We start from the raw sequence: 17,959 nt of genomic DNA on the forward strand, positions 1-17,959 counted from the left end.
GCGCCGGCCGGGCTACATTACCCGGCATCCCGACCACCCGCGCCACCGCCATGTCCGCCCTCCGCCTGTTCTGCCTGCTTGCGCTGCTCTGCCTGCCGCCCGGTTTGGCGTCGGCCGTCACGCTCACGGACCAGCGTTACGGTCCGGACGCCGCGCAAATGGCCGACGTCTATCTGCCCGCCGCGCCCGCCGCGCCCGCCGCGCCCGGCGCGCCGCTTGCCCCGATCCTGGTGCTGGTGCATGGCGGCTCCTGGCTGCAGGGCGACAAGTCAGAACCCGATTTCATCCGGGACAAGCTGGCGCGCTGGCTGCCGCTGGGCTTCGTGGTCGTCTCCGTCAATACCCGCCTGCTGCCCGACGCGGGACCGCGGGAACAGGCCGGGGACCTGGGCCTGGCCCTCGCCTGGATCCAGCGCCAGGCCGCCGCCTGGCGGGCCGATCCGGCGCGCATCCTGCTCATGGGCCACTCCTCGGGCGGCCATCTGCTGGCACTGCTGGCAGCCGACGCCCCGCTGCGCGAACGCACCGGCGCCCGGCCCTGGCTGGCCAACATCATCCTGGACGGCACGCCCTTCGACCTACCGCGCATCATGGCCGCCGAGCACGCGCCGTTCTATGACAAGGCATTCGGCAGCGATCCGGCCTATTGGCGCGCCGCCTCGCCCGCCGCGCAACTGAGCGGCCCCAATCCGCCGACGCTGCTGGTCTGCTCGTCCTTGCGGCCGCAGTCGTGCCAGCGTTCGCGCGACTATGCGCAGCGGTTGATCGAGCACGGCGGCCAGGCGCAGGTGCTGCCGGTGGCGCGCAATCACGGGCAAATCAATACCGATGTCGGCGGCGACAACGAACAGACCCGGGCGATCATCGCATTCATCGATGCGCAATTGCGGCGCCAGCCCGCCCGCGCGGACACCCATGGACACTAGACGGGCAAACCCGCAACGCTGGCGCATCGGCGCCTGGCTGGCCTTGGGCGACGGCGTGCTGCTGGCCGGCGGCGCGGCGCTGTGCGCGCTGCCGCTGCTGGCCTGGGCGCTGCTGCCGGGCGCGGCCGCCCTGGCGGGCGTGGCGCTCACGCTGCCCGCGCTCGTGTCCGGCGTCATCATGCTCAGGACGCCGTTCAGCGCCGCCCCCGACACCCGCGAGGAAGGCCTGCCGCTGCGGCCTGACGACGCGCCCGGCCTGTTCGAAGCGCTCGACGGCATCCGCGACGCGATGGCCGCGCCGCCGCTGGATGCGATCTACCTCGACGGCGAATTCAACGCCGCCATCCGCCAGCACCGCAGGCTGGGCGGCAAGACCCGCAACGTCCTGTGGCTGGGGCTGCCGCTGCTCGACATGCTGTCGCCATCGGCCTGCCGCGCCATCCTGGCGCATGAATACGCCCACATCGCGCAACGTCATGGCCGCTACGCCAGCCGCGTGTATTTCGCGCGTCTGCAATGGCAGGAAGTCGCCCGCCGGCTGGACCGGCGCCGGCGCCTGTCCAGCGCGCCGCTGCGGCTGTTCGTGGCCTGGTACGTGCCGCGCTTCCTGGCGGTCAGCCTGGACTTCGCCCGGCAGTGCGAAGTCCAGGCCGATGCCGAAGCCGCGCGCGTCTGCGGCCAGCCCGCCATGGCCGAGGCGCTGTCGGCCATGGCGCTGCAATGGCGGGCGTTGCGCGACGCCTGGCCGGCGCTGCTCGCCGCCAGCGATCCGCCGCGGCCCTACGCGGCGTTGGCGGCGCGGGACGCGCTGGCCGCGCCTGCCGACGAAGCCGAAGCCCGCGTCTGGCTGCACGCCGCCCTCTGCGCCACGACCGGCGACGGCGATACACACCCGTCACTGGCGCATCGCCTGGCCGCGCTGGCGGCCGATCCGGCCCAGCCGTTGCCGTGGCGCCGCGCCGCCCCCACCGCCGCGCAGGCCTGGTTGTCCGGCCAGCGCGCGTCCCTGGCGGCCCGGCTCGACGCGTGCTGCGCGGCGCAATCGGCTGACGAGGCCGCGCAGGTCCGCCAGGAGCGGGAAGCGCTCACCACCCAGTACCACGACCTGCTGCGCAAACGCCGCATCCGCGCCTTGTCGGCCGACGAGACCGCGCGCTGCGCCTGGTTGCGGGGCACCCTGGACGACGACGTCACGGGCGCCGCCCTGCTGGCCGAAGACGGCCTGCGGCTGGCGCCCGGCCATCCCGCCCTGCTGGCCCAATTGGCGCGCTGCCGCCAGCGCGAGGGGCATCCACGGGAAGCCGCGGACCTCTGGCTTCGCGTCGCGGACCACGCCGGCCCGGAACAATTGCCCAGCCTGCGCCAGCTCAGCCTGGCGGCCCTGCGCGCGGGCGACCACGCACTGGCCGAGGACTACCGCCGCCGGGCCGACGCCCTGCAGCAATCCCCCCCGCGCGCGGACGCGGCGGACGGCTACCATCCGCACGACCTGTCGCCCGCCGAGCTCGGCAAGCTGGCCGACACGCTCGACCCGTTGCTGCGCATCGCCACCGGCGCCTGGCTGCTGCGCCCGGCCGCCGGCGGCCGCTATCGGCTGCTGGTGCTGGCGCGCGAGGCCGCCCTGCTGCGCCTCATCGGCCGCCTCACCGGCGAACCCAGCTACCTGCGGCGCGACTGCGAACAACTGCTGGGCCGGCTGCTGCCGCGCCTGCGCCTGGACGTGGAGGCCGACATCATGGCCGCCGGCGATCCCCGGCTGGCGTGGTGCGTCGAGCAGGCGCGCGTGCGCCGTCCCGCCTGACGTCCACCTGAAGCCCGACTGACACGCGGGGCGCTTTGCAACTTTCCGCCCGGCGCGCGGTCGATTCACCACACCACGCCCTCCGGCAGGCCGGCGGTCGCCACCTCCCCCCGGCAGGCGCGTGAACGGCAATCGGCCCGACCAGGCAAAGGCACCCGCGATGCGTTCTCTTTCCTCCCCCTTCCGTGGCGGCGCCCTGCCCGCCGCCGCGCGCTGGCGCTACGCCGCCTGCCTGCCGCTGATGCTGCTGTGCGTCCAGGCGCTAGCGGCACCGCGACAGTGCGACGCGCCGCCGCCCGGCCCCCGCGATCTGGAAGGCACCGGCTACTACACCGACGCCGCCCACTCGAAGATCGACCCCGCGCTGCAGGCCCGCAACCAGGCCCAGACCCGGCCCCTGAACGACTACGCCCGGCGCATCGCCGACCTGTCGGACGCCTACCTGGCCGACGGCGATACCGCCGCCGGCCGCTGCGCGCTGACCTGGCTGGCGGCGTGGGCCGGCGCCGGCGCCATGCTCGGCCGCATGATCCACGGCAACAACGACCAGGCCGACTACCTGCGCCAATGGACCCACGGCGCCGCCGCGCTGGCCTATCTGAAGACGCTGCCGCTGGCCACGCCAGCGCAACGCGGCATCATCGGGCCCTGGCTCGAACAGCTGTCGCGCGCCAACCTCGCTTACTGGGACGACCCCCGGCACAAACGTAACAACCACTACTACTGGACCGGCGTCGGCATCCTGGCCACCGCCATCGCCAACAACGACGCCGGCCTGCGCCACAGCGCGCAGGCGATCTACCGTAAAGGCGTCGATGACATCCAGGCCGACGGCAGCCTGCCCATGGAAATGGCGCGCGGCGCCCGCGCGCTGCACTATCACGACTACGCCGCCGCGCCGCTGGTGATGATGGCGCAGCTCGCCAATGAAAGCGGCCAGGACTGGTATGCGTACCGCGAAGGCGCGCTGGGCCGGCTGGCGCGGCGCGTGGCCGACGGCTACCGCGACAGCGCCTGGTTCGCCCAACAGGCCGGCGTGGCGCAGCAGGACCGCCAACCGCATGGCTTCAGCGGCTGGATCGAGTTCTACCGCCTGCACGCGCCCGACACGCCGGCCTTCGCCGCCCTGCATGCCGCCGGCCCCTTCGACGATCCCCGCCTGGGCGGCAACCTGACCCTGATGGCCGCCCAGGGCATCGTGCCGCGGCACTGATATCGACCCGCCCGGTGGAGGATGCCGCCGGGCCGCGTCAGGCGTAAACTCAATTCATACCCATATGCTGCATGCGGCAGCCGAGGGGCAGCCGCCGGAGATCACCATGCGTACCACCGCCACTCGCGCACTCGCCTTGCTGGCCGCCTTGCTGATACTGGGCGGCTGTTCCTCCCTGGGCCCCGGCGGCCCGCCGCACCCGGGCGCGGCCAACCCCTACAGCAGCGGCGGCTTCCGCGACGCCGGCCCGAACTATCCCGATACCGGTCCCTGAGCGCCCTGGCCGGCGGCCACGCCCAACGCGGCCGCCGGATCGTTCGCCAGCCTGAACCAGCGTTGCACGCGCTGCCAATGCGCGTCGCCGTAAAGCCGGCGAAAGCGCAGATTCTCTTCGGTCTTCGGGTCCGCCATCGCCGCCAGGCGCTGCGCGATGAACGTCGGGGTCAGCGCAATGCCGCAGTCGACCGTGATGCAGCGATGCCATTGCGCGTAGGTGTCAGGGATCACGCTCATTGCTCCGGGTCATCGGATGAAGGCGCGCGCCTATTTGTGCTTGGCCCCGCCCTGGCGCGCCTTGAAGCGCGGATTGGATTTGCAGATCACATAGATGCGTCCGCGGCGCTTGACCACCTGGCAGTCGCGGTGGCGGGTCTTGGCGTCTTTGAGGGAGGAAAGGACTTTCATGCGGACTCCGGCAATGGGCAAAGGGAAAACCGACCGCGCGCAGCGCGGCTCAACGCAAATGATATGTAATAACATTGCCTTTGTCACGCAAAGCCGGGCAGTGACGCTTGCGCCAGGATCAGACGGAAGGTAAATTGTTGACAATCAATCGCCAAAGCGCGATTTGAATCGGTCTTTCACCGGAAAAATCATCAGATTGTTGACACAATGAGCAAAGTGCTGACGCTTCCCGGCGCCGCCTCCGGCGATAGCGAGACCCTGGCGGAACACATCTTCCGCAAGATCCAGTCCGCCATCGTCAAGGGCGAGATCGCCCCCGGCAGCAAGATCTCCGAACCGGAACTGGCGCGCATCCACGGCGTCAGCCGCGGCCCGCTGCGCGAGGCCCTGCACCGGCTCGAAGGCCAACGGCTGCTGGTGCGCGTGCCGCACGCCGGCGCCCGCGTGGTCTCGCTCAGCCCGCAGGAACTGGCCGAACTCTACGAAATCCGCGAATCGCTCGAAGGCATGGCCTGCCGCCTGGCGGCCGAGCGCATGGCGCCGGCCGAAGTCGAGCAGGTGCGCCAGGTGCTGCACGCCCACGAAAAGGACGAGGCCTTCCAGGCCGGCACCGGCTATTACCAGCAGGAGGGCGACTACGATTTCCACTACCGCATCGTCAAGGGCAGCGGCAACCAGATGCTGTTCCGCATGCTGTGCGACGAGCTCTACCAGCTGGCGCGGATGTACCGTATCCAGTACTCGACCACTCCCAACCGCCCGCGGCAGTCGTATGCCGAGCATCACCGCATTCTCGACGCCATCGCCGACCGCGATGGCGAGCTGGCTGAACTCCTGATGCGCCGCCACATCCGCGCATCCCGTCTCAACATTGAAAAACAGATCGCTCAGGGCAACCTGAAGCGCACCGAGGCATGAACAAATCCTATCGCAAGCCCCTGCAAGGCACCCGCCTGGACTATTTCGACGCGCGCGCCGCCGTGGACGCCATCGCCCCCGGCGCCTACGACCGCCTGCCCTACACCTCGCGCGTGCACGCCGAGAACCTGGTGCGCCGCTGCGATCCGGCGCTGCTGACCGACGCGCTCAAGCAGTTGATCGAACGCCGCCGCGACCTGGACTTCCCGTGGTATCCGGCGCGCGTGGTCTGTCATGACATCCTCGGCCAGACCGCGCTGGTCGACCTGGCCGGCCTGCGCGACGCCATCGCCGACAAGGGCGGCGACCCCGCCAAGGTCAACCCGGTGGTGCCGGTGCAACTGATCGTCGACCACTCGCTGGCGGTGGAATACGGCGGCAACGATCCCGACGCCTTCGCCAAGAACCGCGCGGTGGAAGACCGCCGCAACGAAGACCGCTTCCACTTCATCGACTGGACCAAGCAGGCCTTCCGCAACATCGAAGTGGTGCCCCCGGGCAACGGCATCATGCACCAGATCAACCTGGAGCGGATGTCGCCGGTGATCTACACGCAGGACGGCGTGGCCTTCCCCGACACGCTGGTCGGCACCGACAGCCACACCCCCCACGTGGACGCGCTGGGCGTCATCGCCATCGGCGTGGGCGGCCTGGAAGCCGAGAACGTGATGCTGGGCCGCGCCTCGTGGATGCGCCTGCCCGACATCATCGGCGTCGAACTGACCGGCCGCGCCGGCCCCGGCATCACCGCCACCGACGTGGTGCTGACGCTGACCGAATTCCTGCGCAAGGAAAAAGTCGTGGGCGCCTACCTGGAGTTCCACGGCGAAGGCGCCGCCAGCCTGACGCTGGGCGACCGCGCCACCATCTCGAACATGGCGCCCGAATACGGCGCCACCGCCGCGATGTTCGCCATCGACCAGCAGACCATCGACTACCTGCGCCTGACCGGCCGCGAGGACGAGCAGATCGCGCTGGTGGAAACCTACGCCAAGACCGCCGGCCTGTGGGCCGACAGCCTCAAGACCGCCGAATACGAGCGCGTGCTGCGCTTTGACCTGTCGACCGTGGTGCGCACCCTGGCCGGCCCGTCCAACCCGCACCGCCGCCTGCCGGTTTCCGACCTGGCCGAGCGCGGCATCGCCGGCACCGTCGAAAACCAGCCGGGCCTGATGCCCGACGGCGCCGTCATCATCGCCGCCATCACCAGCTGCACCAACACCAGCAATCCGCGCAACGTCATCGCCGCCGGCCTGCTGGCGCGCAACGCCAACCGCGCCGGCCTGACGCGCAAGCCGTGGGTCAAGAGCTCGCTGGCGCCCGGCTCCAAGGCCGTGGCCCTGTACCTGGACGAAGCCGGCCTAACCGAAGACCTGGAGAAACTCGGCTTCGGCGTCGTGGCGTTTGCCTGTACCACCTGCAACGGCATGTCGGGCGCGCTCGATCCCGTGATCCAGCAGGAGATCATCGACCGCGATCTGTACGCCACCGCCGTGCTGTCCGGCAACCGCAATTTCGACGGCCGCATCCATCCCTACGCCAAGCAGGCCTTCCTGGCCTCGCCGCCGCTGGTGGTGGCCTACGCCATCGCCGGCACCATCCGCTTCGACATCGAGCGCGACGCGCTTGGCACCGACGCCAGCGGCCGCGAGATCCGCCTGAAGGACATCTGGCCGAGCGACGAAGAGATCGACGCCATGGTCAAGGCCGCCGTCAAGCCGGAACAGTTCCGCAAGGTCTACGCGCCCATGTTCGGCCTGCGCAACGAGCGCGACGCCGCGGTCGAGCCGCTGTACGCGTGGCGCCCGCAGAGCACCTACATCCGCCGTCCGCCGTACTGGGAAGGCGCGCTGGCCGGCGAGCGCACGCTGCGCGGCATGCGACCGCTGGCCGTGCTGGGCGACAACATCACCACCGACCACCTGTCGCCGTCCAACGCCATCCTGATGGACAGCGCCGCCGGCGAATACCTGCACAAGATGGGCCTGCCGGAAGAGGACTTCAACTCCTACGCCACCCACCGCGGCGACCACCTGACCGCGCAGCGCGCCACCTTCGCCAATCCCAAGCTGTTCAACGAGATGGTCAGGAACGCCGACGGCACGGTCAAGCAGGGCTCGCTGGCCCGCGTCGAACCGGAAGGCAAGGAAATGCGCATGTGGGAAGCCATCGAGACCTACATGGACCGCAAGCAGCCGCTGATCATCGTGGCCGGCGCCGACTACGGCCAGGGCTCGTCGCGCGACTGGGCCGCCAAGGGCGTGCGCCTGGCCGGCGTCGAAGCCATCGCCGCCGAAGGCTTCGAGCGCATCCACCGCACCAACCTCATCGGCATGGGCGTGCTGCCGCTGGAATTCAAGCCGGGCGTGAACCGCAAGACGCTGGGCCTGGACGGCACCGAGACCTACGACGTGGTGGGCGAGCGCAAGCCGCGCGCCGACCTGACGCTGGTGATCCACCGCCGCGACGGCGAGACCCTGGAAGTGCCGATGACCTGTCGCCTCGACACCGCCGAGGAAGTGTCCATCTACGAAGCCGGCGGCGTGCTGCAACGCTTCGCGCAGGACTTCCTGGAAGCCGAATCGGCCGCCGGTTCGGCCAAGAAGGCCGGCTGACACCCTACAGCATGGCGGGCGCCGCGGCGCCCGCCTTCCCCACCCAAGACATCAGGACTGCCCCATGGCCCATGCCCCCCAGATCAAGATTCCCGCCACCTACATGCGCGGCGGCACCAGCAAAGGCGTGTTCTTCAAGCTCGACGACCTGCCCGAATCCGCCCGCGTGCCGGGCCCGGCCCGCGACGCGCTGCTGATGCGCGTGATCGGCAGCCCCGACCCCTATGGCAAGCAGATCGACGGCATGGGCGCGGCCACTTCCAGCACGAGCAAGACCGTCATCATCGGCAAGAGCAGCCGCCCCGAACATGACGTCGACTACCTGTTCGGCCAGGTCTCGATCGACCAGGCCTTCGTCGACTGGAGCGGCAACTGCGGCAACCTGTCGGCCGCCGTCGGCCCCTTCGCCATCACCAATGGCCTGGTGGACCCGGCGCGCGTGCCGCGCAACGGCATCGCCGTGGTGCGCATCTGGCAGGCCAACATCCAGAAGACCATCATCGCCCACGTGCCGATCACCGACGGCGCGGTGCAGGAAACCGGCGACTTCGAACTGGACGGCGTGACCTTCCCGGCCGCCGAGCTGCAACTGGAATTCATGAACCCGGCCGAGGAAGGCGACGGCGGCTCGATGTTCCCCACCGGCAACCTGGTGGACGACCTGGAAGTGCCCGGCATCGGCACCTTCAAGGCCACCATGATCAACTCCGGCATCCCCACCATCTTCCTGGACGCCGAGGCGCTGGGCTACACCGGCACCGAGCTGCAGGACGACATCAACGGCGACGCCGCCGCGCTGGCGCGCTTCGAGACCATCCGCGCCCACGGCGCGCTGCGCATGGGCCTGATCCAGAAACTGGAAGAAGCCGCCGCACGCCAGCACACGCCCAAGGTGGCCTTCGTGGCCCGCCCCAAGGCCTACACATCCTCCAGCGGCAAGCAGATCGGCGCCGGCGACATCGACGTGCTGGTGCGCGCCCTGTCCATGGGCAAGCTGCACCACGCCATGATGGGCACCGCCTCGGTCGCCATCGCCACCGCCGCGGCCGTGCCGGGCACGCTGGTCAACCTGGCGGCCGGCGGCGGCCAGCGCGACCAGGTCAACTTCGGCCACCCCTCGGGCACGCTGCGCGTCGGCGCCCAGGCCCAACTGATCGACGGCGAATGGACCGTCACCAAGGCCATCATGAGCCGCAGCGCGCGCGTGCTGATGGAAGGCCGGGTGCACGTGCCGCCCACCGGCTTCTGAGGCGACCGCCGCCGACCGGGTCCCGGGGCGCCCGTCGCCGACGGGCATCCGAGGCGGCCGCCGCCGACGGGCGCGGGCTGCGGTATTCTCTGCCGCAGCCCCTTCCTTTCTCGACGGAACCGTCCATGGCACACCCCGGCGCCCCACGCCGATTCAAGCGCATCCTGGCCGTCTCGGCCCTGCTTCTGTCCGCCAGCGCCGCGGCCGCCCCGATCCTGATGCAACCGCTGCCCGGCGCCCCCTACACGCCGGGCCGCTACTACCTGATTTCCCAACCCTATGCGCAGGTCAAGGCCGACATCGAGCAAGGCCTTGCCGGCAAGGACCTGGGCGGCTTCGACGGCCGCGACGACAGCGGGCCGCTGTCGGCCATGGAGTTCTACTGGGCCGAGATCGGCGCCCGCCATCTGCCCGCGCTGAAACAGGCGCTGGAACAGCAGGCCAGCCAGGCCGCGGACCCGGTCCTGGCTAAGGCGCTGGCGGCCGGCGCCGTCAGCCCGCAGGAGCGCGACGCGTTCCGCGCGGCCATCGCGAGCCAGCCCGACTACGCCCAGGAACACATCAAGTCGCTGCCGTTCTTCTCGCAACCGGTGGCGCGCTGGTCTTTCCAGCGCGAACGCGGCAAAGCGCGCCGCACGCAGGCCGACTACGGCACCGTCATGGATCTCTCCGGCGTGACCGGCCGCGAGGCGCTGACGCTGGTCTGGCACGGCGGCGCCGACACCACCGTCACGCGCCATTTCCGCCTGACAAGCTGCATGGTCGGCGTGACCTGTTTTCCCGACCCGCATTTCGAGTACGACAGGCAGCGCATCGAGCACACCGACGCCGCGCTCGACCGTTACCTTGACGGTTTGGCGCGACGCCTGCAGGCCCTGCCCGAGGCCGATGCCGACCGCGTGATGCAGGCTTACTTCGATGCGTACGCGCGCGGCCGCGCCACCGCCACCGCGTCGGCAGCGCCCACCGTGGCGGCGGCCACGCTGCCGCAGACGAGCGTGTCCGGCATCCGCCTTCCCGCCGACGAATCCGACCTGCGACGCTACGACAACGACAGCTGGCGCCTGCTGGCGCTGCCCGACGGCAGCCTGCTCGCTTCCGGCGCGGCGACGCAGCGCTTCGTGCCGCGCACCACGCCCGCCGCCGCCGAGGGCGCGCCGCGGTCCGACCAGAACACGGTAACCGCCGTCGACCGCGAGGCCCCCGCGGGCTTTGGCCTGGCGGGCGCGCTCAAGATCACCGCCGACGGCCAGGTCTGGGCGCAGGGCCTGCGCGAGGACGGCGCCCGCACGCTGCTGGCATGGCGCCCCGGCCAGCGCGGCGTGGTCGTCCACCCGCTGGGCGCCCGCTTTCCGGACCGCTACATTGACGACTGGACCCTGCCCGCCGCGGGCGGCGTGGCGCTGCGCGTCGGCGACGAGCTGTACACCGTGACGCCGCAAGGGCGCTGGAGCCAACGGTCCTGGAACGGCGCGCTGCGCCGCGACGCCGTCGACACCCTGGAGCATGCCCTGCCCTGGGTGCCGAGCGACGCCATCCAGTTCGGCGACGGCCTGTTCTGGGCCGCCGACCGCGACGGCTACGGCATCGATCCCGGTGGCGCCCGCGTGGTCGCCAGCTTCCCGACCGCCACCCCCAAGCTGTTGTTCGGCAGCCGGCGCGGGGAATGGGCCCTGGCCGTGGCGGAAACACCCGATGGGCGGCGCCTGCGCGCCATCGACCTGCGCACGGGACTGGCCCGCTTCGACCTGGAAACCCCCGCCGTGTACTACACCTCGGCGGCGGCCCGCAGCGCCCACGGCCGCATGTTGGCGGTCAGCGGCGCCGACAGCACGGTGATTGTCCTGGACATGACGCAGGGCCGGCTGCTGGCCAACCTGCGCGTGCCCAAGGAATACAGCGTCAGCGCGCTGGCCTTCTCGTGGGCGGGAGACCGGCTGTGGATCTACGCCCGGCCGGTGGGCAACAACGACGTGGCGCAACTGATCGCCTGGGATGCGCCGGCCGGAGCGATCGACCCCGCGCGGGGCCGCGACCTGCCCGACCAGATCCGCTGCGACTACTCGATGGCGTGCCGCTGACCCCGGCCGGCGCGGCGCGCCGCCCGGCATCGCGCGGCCGGGCGGCCGGGCGGCCGCTTACTGGGCCTTGTCCTTCGGCGCGCTGGCCACCAGCGCGTCAAAATCCTTGTCCAGCGCGGCCAGCGAATCGGCGATGTGGGCGCGGCGTTCCTTGATCCACTTGTCCTGCGAGGCCAGTTGCTCGCGCGCCTCCTTGATCATGCGCTCCATTTCCGCCGGTTGCGGGCCGCCACTGGTGGCGCGGTTCTTGACGATGGCGACCGGGTCCAGCGTCGAACGGAACTCGGCCTCGCTCATCGGCAGTTCGTTCGGGTACTTGGAACCCTTCATCGCCTCGGCGTAGATGCGGCGCGCCTGGTCATACGGGAAGTCCAGCGGCTTGATGTTGTTGGTCTTGGCGTAGCTCACCACCTCCGACGCGAAGTGATGGCCGTCGCGGAACGGCAGCTTGTACTTGCGCATCAGCACGTCGGCCAGTTCCTGCGAAGCGGTCCAGTCGCTGTTCAGTTCCTCCAGCGCGCGGTCCGGGCTGATCACCATGGCCTTGAGCACGCGATCCCAGCGCTTGAGCGCGGAGATACCGGCGTCGACCATGGCCGAGTTCTGCTTGACGTCCTTGGGATCGCTCATGCCTGGCGTGATGTTGTGCGTCTGGATCACCGGCCCCATGGCCAGCGTCACCGCCGTCGACGCGTCGCTGCGGGTGTCGTTGAGCAGGCCCGGATTGCGCTTTTGCGGCATGGCGCTGGACACATAGGTGTTGCCGCCGCCCTCTTCCAGCAGGATCCAGGGCCGCGACTGCGCATACTGCGTCATCACGTCCTCGACGAAGTTGCCGGTGCGCAGCGCGATGCTGGTGACGATCGACGCCACTTCCACCGGCTGGTCCATCGACGAGATCTGCGAGGCGTCATAGGCGTTGTCCACCAGCGCGGTGAAGCCCAGGTACTGCGCCATGCGCTTGCGGTCCAGCGGCCAGCTGGTGCCGTTGAGCACGGTGGTGCCCATGGGCGAGCGGTCGATGCGCGCGTAGGCTTCGCGGATGCGTTGGGCGTCGCGCGCCAGGCCGGCGGCCTGTCCCAGCAGGTAATGGCCATAGCTGTTCGGCTGGGCCGCCACGCCGTTGGTGTAGTTGGGCACAATGGTGGCGCTGTGCTTGGCGGCCAGCTCCACCAGCGTGGTCGACGTGGCATTGAGCTGGTCCGCCAGTTCCAGCAGCTTGTCGCGCAGGATGGCGCTGCGGTAGGTGGCGTGCATGTCCTGGCTGGAACGGCCGGCATGCAGCAGCGTCACGTCCTCGCCCGCGGCCTTGATCAGCAGCGGCTCGAAGGTGATGACGCTGGCCGGCCGCTTGGCGCCCGGCTGGTTGCCGTCATTGATCACCTTGGCCACGCCCGCCGCCAGGCGCGGCGCCATGGCCTTGTCGAGCAGTCCCTGGTCGGTGTTGATCACGGCCGTGGCCTTGTTGATCTCGCCCAGCCAGAAGAAGGGATCGTGCGGCGGCTTGGCGGCGGCGGGCGCCTGCTGGGCCGAGGCGGCATGGGCGCCGAGGGACAAAACGAGGGCTGCGCCCAGGGCGGGCAGGAAATGTCTCATGGTGTTCTCGTTATGAGGGGAAATCAAACCCCTGTATCAAACACCATTTTTGCGCCCCGTGTGCCACAAAATGCAATCTGGCCCGCACCGGGCCGGGCGCGACCGCCCGCGCCTGCGGGTTGACCCGTATGCCTGGCGGCCAGCTGAATGCTATGCCGCCGTCGACGCGGGCACCGCCCAGCGCAACACGAAGCGCGCCCCGCCCATCGGACTGTCCGTGACACTGATGGCGCCACGGTGTCCGGCCGCGACGCGCTGCGCGATCGCCAGCCCCAGCCCGGCGCCGCCCGTGCCGCGATCGCGGCTTTCGTCCAGCCGGATGAAGGGTTCGAAAATCCGTTCGCGATCGGCCACCGGAATGCCCGGGCCGTCGTCGTCCACGATCAGCTCGAAGTGCCCCGCCGACGTATGCGTCAGCGCGACTTCGACGCGGCCGCGCGCATAGCGCACCGCGTTCTGCACCAGGTTCAGCAAGGCCCGGCTCATATAGCGCGGATGCAGGCACACGTGGGGCGGATGGCCCTCCGCCACGACGCAGCGCACGTTACGCGCCTGGGCCTGGTGCGCCACCTGGGCCAGGGCCTCGCCCAGCCAGTCGCGCGTGTCCACGGTTTCCAGCCGCACGGCCTCTTCGGTGGGCCGTTCCAGCCGCGCATACACCAGCAGCTCCGCCACCATGCTCTCCAGCTCCGCAATGTCCGCGCGCATGTCGCGCAAGACCGGCTGATGCGCGGGCGGCAGGCCGCCGCGCCCGAGCTGGTCCACCTCGAACGACAGCCGCGCCAGCGGCGTGCGCAACTCATGCGAGACGGCGTTGGTCAGGCTGCGCTGATTCTCGATCAAGGCGGCGATGCGCTCGGCCATATGGTTGAAACTCTCGCCGACGTGACGGATCCCGGCGATGCGTGACAGCCGCACGCGCATGCTAAGTTCCCCCTGCCCCATGCGCAGCGCGGCATTGCGCAGCGCGTCCATGTCGCGCCACATCGGCAACGCCCACAGCGCCAGCAGGCCAATCGCCATCATGATCCCCAGGCACAGCCACACGGACAGGGCGACCACGGTGTCGAACACGTTGGGCAGGCGCAACTCCAGCCACTGCGCGGGCTCGCCCGGCAACGGCAGCAGGTGGGTGTCGAAATCGTCGCGCATCACGACGCCCAGGGTCTGCGATTGCTCGCGCTCGTCCTCGGTCAGGCGGACCTGATGCGCTTGCAGCAAGCGCATCGCGATGCCGTAATGCGGCTGCACCTGGTCGCGCAGCACGCTTTCGCGCCGCGCCGGCGGCACCGCATCCAGCCGCTCATGCAACTCGTGGAACTGGCCGCGCAGCGATTGGAAGGCAACCTCTTCCACCATGGGCTTGAGCAGCGCCCCCAGCCCCTTGTCCACGAACAGATAGGCCAGCCCGAGGCTGATCAGCACCACGACAACAATACGAATGAGAAATCTGAGCATCAGTAGCCTTCGGGCCGGCGGCGCGCGGCGAGGGCGGGCGGAGAGGGACGACGGAAACGGGCGGACGGCCCGATGGCGGATCGTGCGGGCCGCAGCGGACGCGCGCCTCGGGATGATAGAAAACAAGCCCGCGGCCGTTCCGCCGCCTTTTGTGTGGGATTTGTGAAGAAGCGTGAAACGCCGGCGGGCAGTGGCGCCGCGTGCCGTCGCGGCGCTCGACCCGCGCGGCCATGTCGCGGATCAGGCGGCCAATACGGTCCGCTTCGATATCATGGCAGGTCGCGATCCTGGACGCCGGCGAACCCGCGGGAAGCCTGAAACACGCGGCCATGGCGGGCGCCGCGCCCGCCATGCCCTGTCACCCCAGGTATTCGACGTTGCCGCACACCGAGATGCTCTGGCCGCTGATCATCGCCCCCTCGTCCGAGCACAGGAACGCGACCTGATTGGCGATATCCTCGGGCTGCGTCATCCTGCGCAGCGACACCTTTTCCACCAGCTGCGCGCGCATGACGTCGTTGCCGACGCCGCCGGCCGCCGCCCGCGCGGCGATGATGCGCTCGACCCGCTCGCCCGCCACCACGCCCGGCAGCACGGAATTGACGCGGATGTTCGACGGCCCCAGCTCCATCGCCCAGGTCTGCGTCAGTCCGGCCAGCCCGAACTTGCTGGCGCTGTAGGGACTGCGCAGCGAAAAGCCCAGCCGCCCCGCGACCGACGAGATATTGATGATCGCCCCGCCGCCCGCCTCGCGCAGCAGCGGCACCGCGCTGCGCGCGCACAGGAACGTGCCGGTCAGGTTGACGTCGAGCGTGGCGCGCCACGCCGCCAGGTCCGTCTCCTCCAGCCGGCTGGTGGGGCCCGAGACGCCAGCGTTGTTCACCAGCGCATCGAGCCGGCCCCAGCGCGCGGCCAGGTCCGTGAACATGGCCAGCACCTGGGCCTCGTCGGATACATCCGTGACGCTGCCGCTCAGGCCCGGATGCGCCTGCACGGCGGCCTGCACCGCCTCTGCCGCCACATCACAGATATGCACCTGCGCCCCCGACGCCAGGAACTTGCGCGCGATCGCCAGCCCGATTCCCCCCGCACCCGCGGTAACCAGGACCCGCTTGCCTTGCAACGATTCGATCATCAGGCTTCGTCCTTTGAAAAATGCCGCATCGGTCTCACAACGCGAATGCCGGCCGCACGCCGCCCCGCAGCGGCAGGCCCATGATCTCGCGCGCCTCGGCGGGCGTCGCGGGCTCCATGTCCAGTTCGCGGATGATGCGCACGATGCGCTCGGTCAGTTGCACGTTGGTCGCCAGCTCGCCATGGCGGTAATACAGGTTGTCCTCCAGCCCCACCCGCGCATGCCCGCCCAGCAGCAGCGCGCTGATGTTGGCTTCGAGCTGTGACGGTCCGATGCCGCTGACGCAGAAGATGCTGTTCCTGGGCAGCAGGTCCACCATCATCTGCAAATGGCGCGGCGAGAACGGCATCGCGTTCTGGAAGTTGCGGTGCACATTCATCACCAGGTTGATGAAATGCGGCTCCTCGTCCAGCCCCTCGTTGATCAACGTGGTCGCGTCCTGCAGGATATGGGTCGGGCTGAACACCTCCCACTCCGGCTTGATGCCGCGCGCCTTCATGCCGGCCGCCAGTTCGCGGGCGCGGGACAAGGGCGTGTTCATCAGGTATTCGCGGTCGCCGAAGGCCAGGTTCAGCGTGGTGGCGTCCAGCGTGCACATCTCGGCGCCGGCGTCCATGCCCTTGAGCCGCTCTTCCCACAGGATCTCCCAGGTGCCCGGCGTGGTTTCCCTGACCATGTCGCCGTGCACGCCGCCGCCCGTGGAATTGTTCAGCACGATGTCGCAGCGCTCGCGGATGCGCTGGTTCATGTCGCGGTAGATGGCCGCGTCGCAGGTGGCCTGGTCGTCGGGGCGGCGCGCGTGCAGCGCGACCACGCTGGCCCCGGCGTTGTAGCAGCGGTAGACGTCCTCGGCGATCTCGGCCGGCTGGGTCGGCAGATGCGGGTTCTGGCTCTTGAACGCCATGCCCCCGGTGGGAGCAATGGTCACGATCACTTTGCGTTTTGCCATGGCGATTCTCTTATTTCCAAAGGGCGCAGCGGGTCTCGGCCTTGGTGGTGAAGGCCTCGTTGCCATCGATGGTCTGGACCACCTTGAAGTAGTCCCAGGGCGCCTTCGATTCCTCGGGCGTCTTGACCTGCAGCAGATACATGTCGTGCACCACGCGGCCATCCGGACGCACCACGCCGTTCTTGATGTACACGTCGTCGAGCTTGTTCTCGCGCAGATACGCCAGCACCTTGTCGGCGTCGTCCGTGCCGGTGGCCTTGACCGCGCGCAGGTACTGGATGGCGGCCGAATAGTCGGCCGCCTGCAGCGACGACGGCATGGCGTTGCGGCGCTCGTAGAACTTCCGCGCCCAGGCCCGCGTCTCGTCCGACGCGTTCCAGTACCAGCTGTCGGTCAGGTACATGCCCTTGGCCGTCTCCAGGCCCATGGCGTGGATGTCGTTGATGAACATGATCATGCCGGCCAGCCGCATCGTCTTGGTCAGGCCGAATTCGTTGGCCGCCTTGATCGCATTGGTGGCGTCCGCGCCGGCATTGGCCAGCGCCAGGATCTCGGCCTTGCTGGCCTGCGCCTGCAACAGGAACGACGAGAAATCGCTGGTCGACAGCGGATGCTTGACCGACCCGACCACCTTGCCGCCGCCGGCCTCGACCACCTTGGTAGTATCGGCCTGCAACGCATGGCCAAAGGCGTAGTCCGCCGTCAGGATGTACCAGCTCTTGCCGCCCGCCTTCACCACCGCCGCGCCCGTGCCGCGCGCCTGCGCCACGGTGTCGTAGGCATAGTTCAGCGTGTATGGGGTGCACTGCTCGTTGGTCAGGGCCGGCGCGCCCGCGCCCACCACGATGATGGGCTTCTTCTTGTCGGCGGCCACCTTCGACATGGCCAGCGCCGTGCTCGAATTGGTGCCGCCGATCAGCATGTCCAGGCCGCGCTGGTCGAACCATTCGCGCGCCTTGGCCGAGGCAATGTCGGCCTTGTTCTGGTGGTCCGCCGTCAGCAGTTCGATTTTCTTGCCATTGATCTCGCCGCCCATCTCCTCGATGGCCATCTTGATGGCTTCGGCCCCGCCCGGGCCGTCCGGCCCCGAATAGACGCCCGACATGTCGGTAATGAAGCCGATCCGGATCACGTCGTCGGAAATCTGCGCCCGGGCCGCGCCCGCGTGCAGCAGCGCGCCGGCGATGGCGCCGGCCAGGACAGCGCGCGAAAACCTGCGTGGCATTGACAACATACCTGTCTCCTCTTATGGTTTTTTGGCTCTGGGGCCCCGAATATTCTCGGACCGGCCTCGCCAGCGAACAGTCATCATGTTGACAAAGCGCCCTAGGGTT

At 69.6% G+C, this 17,959-nt stretch carries 15 protein-coding genes; 8 read left to right on the plus strand and 7 right to left on the minus strand.

What is annotated here, in order from left to right; genetic code table 11:
• Positions 1-50 precede the first annotated feature (50 nt).
• The 4 genes from ABFG95_RS11485 (at position 51) to ABFG95_RS11500 (ending at position 4,214) form a co-directional block, all read left to right on the plus strand.
• On the plus strand, positions 51-926 hold the full coding sequence (locus ABFG95_RS11485) for an alpha/beta hydrolase (RefSeq protein WP_348995870.1): 876 nt from the start codon (positions 51-53) through the stop codon (positions 924-926).
• The gene (locus ABFG95_RS11490) at positions 916-2,727 is read left to right on the plus strand and encodes a M48 family metallopeptidase (RefSeq protein ID WP_348995871.1); all 1,812 of its coding nucleotides are present in this window, start codon (positions 916-918) and stop codon (positions 2,725-2,727) included. The genes ABFG95_RS11485 and ABFG95_RS11490 overlap by 11 nt, the downstream gene beginning before the upstream one ends.
• Before the next feature lie 160 nt (positions 2,728-2,887).
• Positions 2,888-3,940 (plus strand): alginate lyase family protein, encoded by a 1,053-nt coding sequence (locus ABFG95_RS11495; protein WP_348995872.1) that lies wholly within the window; start codon positions 2,888-2,890, stop codon positions 3,938-3,940.
• A 106-nt stretch (positions 3,941-4,046) separates the two neighbouring features.
• The gene (locus ABFG95_RS11500; RefSeq protein WP_175144829.1) at positions 4,047-4,214 is read left to right on the plus strand and encodes a hypothetical protein; all 168 of its coding nucleotides are present in this window, start codon (positions 4,047-4,049) and stop codon (positions 4,212-4,214) included.
• On the opposite strand, the gene ABFG95_RS11505 is transcribed toward ABFG95_RS11500, so the two are convergent.
• Together ABFG95_RS11505 and ykgO are read right to left on the minus strand one after the other, a co-directional pair.
• A complete protein-coding gene (locus tag ABFG95_RS11505) occupies positions 4,193-4,453 on the minus strand; it encodes a hypothetical protein (protein WP_231891502.1) in 261 nt (86 codons plus the stop codon). The two genes, ABFG95_RS11500 and ABFG95_RS11505, sit on opposite strands and share 22 nt — an antisense overlap.
• 30 nt (positions 4,454-4,483) lie before the next feature.
• Entirely contained in the window at positions 4,484-4,624 is a 141-nt protein-coding gene (gene ykgO / locus ABFG95_RS11510) for a type B 50S ribosomal protein L36 (RefSeq protein ID WP_006385796.1), read from the minus strand.
• A 207-nt stretch (positions 4,625-4,831) separates the two neighbouring features.
• On the opposite strand from ykgO, the gene ABFG95_RS11515 reads away from it, so the two are divergent.
• The 4 genes from ABFG95_RS11515 (at position 4,832) to ABFG95_RS11530 (ending at position 11,487) form a co-directional block, all read left to right on the plus strand.
• Entirely contained in the window at positions 4,832-5,542 is a 711-nt protein-coding gene (locus ABFG95_RS11515) for a GntR family transcriptional regulator (RefSeq protein WP_049076328.1), read from the plus strand.
• Complete coding sequence (gene acnD, locus ABFG95_RS11520; RefSeq protein ID WP_348995873.1) at positions 5,539-8,157, plus strand: Fe/S-dependent 2-methylisocitrate dehydratase AcnD; 2,619 nt, start codon at positions 5,539-5,541, stop codon at positions 8,155-8,157. The genes ABFG95_RS11515 and acnD overlap by 4 nt, the downstream gene beginning before the upstream one ends.
• Before the next feature lie 64 nt (positions 8,158-8,221).
• Positions 8,222-9,406 (plus strand): 2-methylaconitate cis-trans isomerase PrpF, encoded by a 1,185-nt coding sequence (gene prpF, locus ABFG95_RS11525; protein WP_049076332.1) that lies wholly within the window; start codon positions 8,222-8,224, stop codon positions 9,404-9,406.
• Between the two features lie 125 nt (positions 9,407-9,531).
• A complete protein-coding gene (locus tag ABFG95_RS11530) occupies positions 9,532-11,487 on the plus strand; it encodes a hypothetical protein (RefSeq protein WP_348995874.1) in 1,956 nt (651 codons plus the stop codon).
• 57 nt (positions 11,488-11,544) lie between these two features.
• Here the strand turns inward: ABFG95_RS11530 and ABFG95_RS11535 are convergent, their stop codons facing one another.
• From ABFG95_RS11535 to ABFG95_RS11555, 5 genes are all read right to left on the minus strand, one after another.
• The gene (locus tag ABFG95_RS11535; RefSeq protein ID WP_054414903.1) at positions 11,545-13,083 is read right to left on the minus strand and encodes an argininosuccinate lyase; all 1,539 of its coding nucleotides are present in this window, start codon (positions 13,081-13,083) and stop codon (positions 11,545-11,547) included.
• 150 nt (positions 13,084-13,233) lie between these two features.
• Complete coding sequence (locus ABFG95_RS11540) at positions 13,234-14,541, minus strand: ATP-binding protein (RefSeq protein WP_348995875.1); 1,308 nt, start codon at positions 14,539-14,541, stop codon at positions 13,234-13,236.
• A gap of 358 nt (positions 14,542-14,899) precedes the next feature.
• The gene (locus tag ABFG95_RS11545) at positions 14,900-15,676 is read right to left on the minus strand and encodes an SDR family oxidoreductase (RefSeq protein ID WP_054414899.1); all 777 of its coding nucleotides are present in this window, start codon (positions 15,674-15,676) and stop codon (positions 14,900-14,902) included.
• A 34-nt stretch (positions 15,677-15,710) separates the two neighbouring features.
• Entirely contained in the window at positions 15,711-16,625 is a 915-nt protein-coding gene (locus ABFG95_RS11550) for a 3-keto-5-aminohexanoate cleavage protein (RefSeq protein ID WP_049076344.1), read from the minus strand.
• A 10-nt stretch (positions 16,626-16,635) separates the two neighbouring features.
• Positions 16,636-17,859, minus strand: a complete 1,224-nt coding sequence (locus ABFG95_RS11555) for an ABC transporter substrate-binding protein (protein ID WP_100507583.1) — start codon at positions 17,857-17,859, stop codon at positions 16,636-16,638.
• Positions 17,860-17,959: the final 100 nt, after the last annotated feature.

The organism is Achromobacter sp. HNDS-1 (genome assembly GCF_040084795.1).
Classification (GTDB): domain Bacteria; phylum Pseudomonadota; class Gammaproteobacteria; order Burkholderiales; family Burkholderiaceae_B; genus Achromobacter; species Achromobacter ruhlandii.

What these genes read in the sequence shown, in the direction of transcription:
- ABFG95_RS11485 (WP_348995870.1), top strand. Translation starts at nt 51, where the DNA reads ATGTCCGCCCTCCGCCTGTTCTGCCTGCTTGCGCTGCTCTGCCTGCCG.
- ABFG95_RS11490 (WP_348995871.1), top strand. Translation starts at nt 916, where the DNA reads ATGGACACTAGACGGGCAAACCCGCAACGCTGGCGCATCGGCGCCTGG.
- ABFG95_RS11495 (WP_348995872.1), top strand. Translation starts at nt 2,888, where the DNA reads ATGCGTTCTCTTTCCTCCCCCTTCCGTGGCGGCGCCCTGCCCGCCGCC.
- ABFG95_RS11500 (WP_175144829.1), top strand. Translation starts at nt 4,047, where the DNA reads ATGCGTACCACCGCCACTCGCGCACTCGCCTTGCTGGCCGCCTTGCTG.
- ABFG95_RS11505 (WP_231891502.1), bottom strand. Translation starts at nt 4,453, where the DNA reads ATGAGCGTGATCCCTGACACCTACGCGCAATGGCATCGCTGCATCACG.
- ykgO (WP_006385796.1), bottom strand. Translation starts at nt 4,624, where the DNA reads ATGAAAGTCCTTTCCTCCCTCAAAGACGCCAAGACCCGCCACCGCGAC.
- ABFG95_RS11515 (WP_049076328.1), top strand. Translation starts at nt 4,832, where the DNA reads ATGAGCAAAGTGCTGACGCTTCCCGGCGCCGCCTCCGGCGATAGCGAG.
- acnD (WP_348995873.1), top strand. Translation starts at nt 5,539, where the DNA reads ATGAACAAATCCTATCGCAAGCCCCTGCAAGGCACCCGCCTGGACTAT.
- prpF (WP_049076332.1), top strand. Translation starts at nt 8,222, where the DNA reads ATGGCCCATGCCCCCCAGATCAAGATTCCCGCCACCTACATGCGCGGC.
- ABFG95_RS11530 (WP_348995874.1), top strand. Translation starts at nt 9,532, where the DNA reads ATGGCACACCCCGGCGCCCCACGCCGATTCAAGCGCATCCTGGCCGTC.
- ABFG95_RS11535 (WP_054414903.1), bottom strand. Translation starts at nt 13,083, where the DNA reads ATGAGACATTTCCTGCCCGCCCTGGGCGCAGCCCTCGTTTTGTCCCTC.
- ABFG95_RS11540 (WP_348995875.1), bottom strand. Translation starts at nt 14,541, where the DNA reads ATGCTCAGATTTCTCATTCGTATTGTTGTCGTGGTGCTGATCAGCCTC.
- ABFG95_RS11545 (WP_054414899.1), bottom strand. Translation starts at nt 15,676, where the DNA reads ATGATCGAATCGTTGCAAGGCAAGCGGGTCCTGGTTACCGCGGGTGCG.
- ABFG95_RS11550 (WP_049076344.1), bottom strand. Translation starts at nt 16,625, where the DNA reads ATGGCAAAACGCAAAGTGATCGTGACCATTGCTCCCACCGGGGGCATG.
- ABFG95_RS11555 (WP_100507583.1), bottom strand. Translation starts at nt 17,859, where the DNA reads ATGTTGTCAATGCCACGCAGGTTTTCGCGCGCTGTCCTGGCCGGCGCC.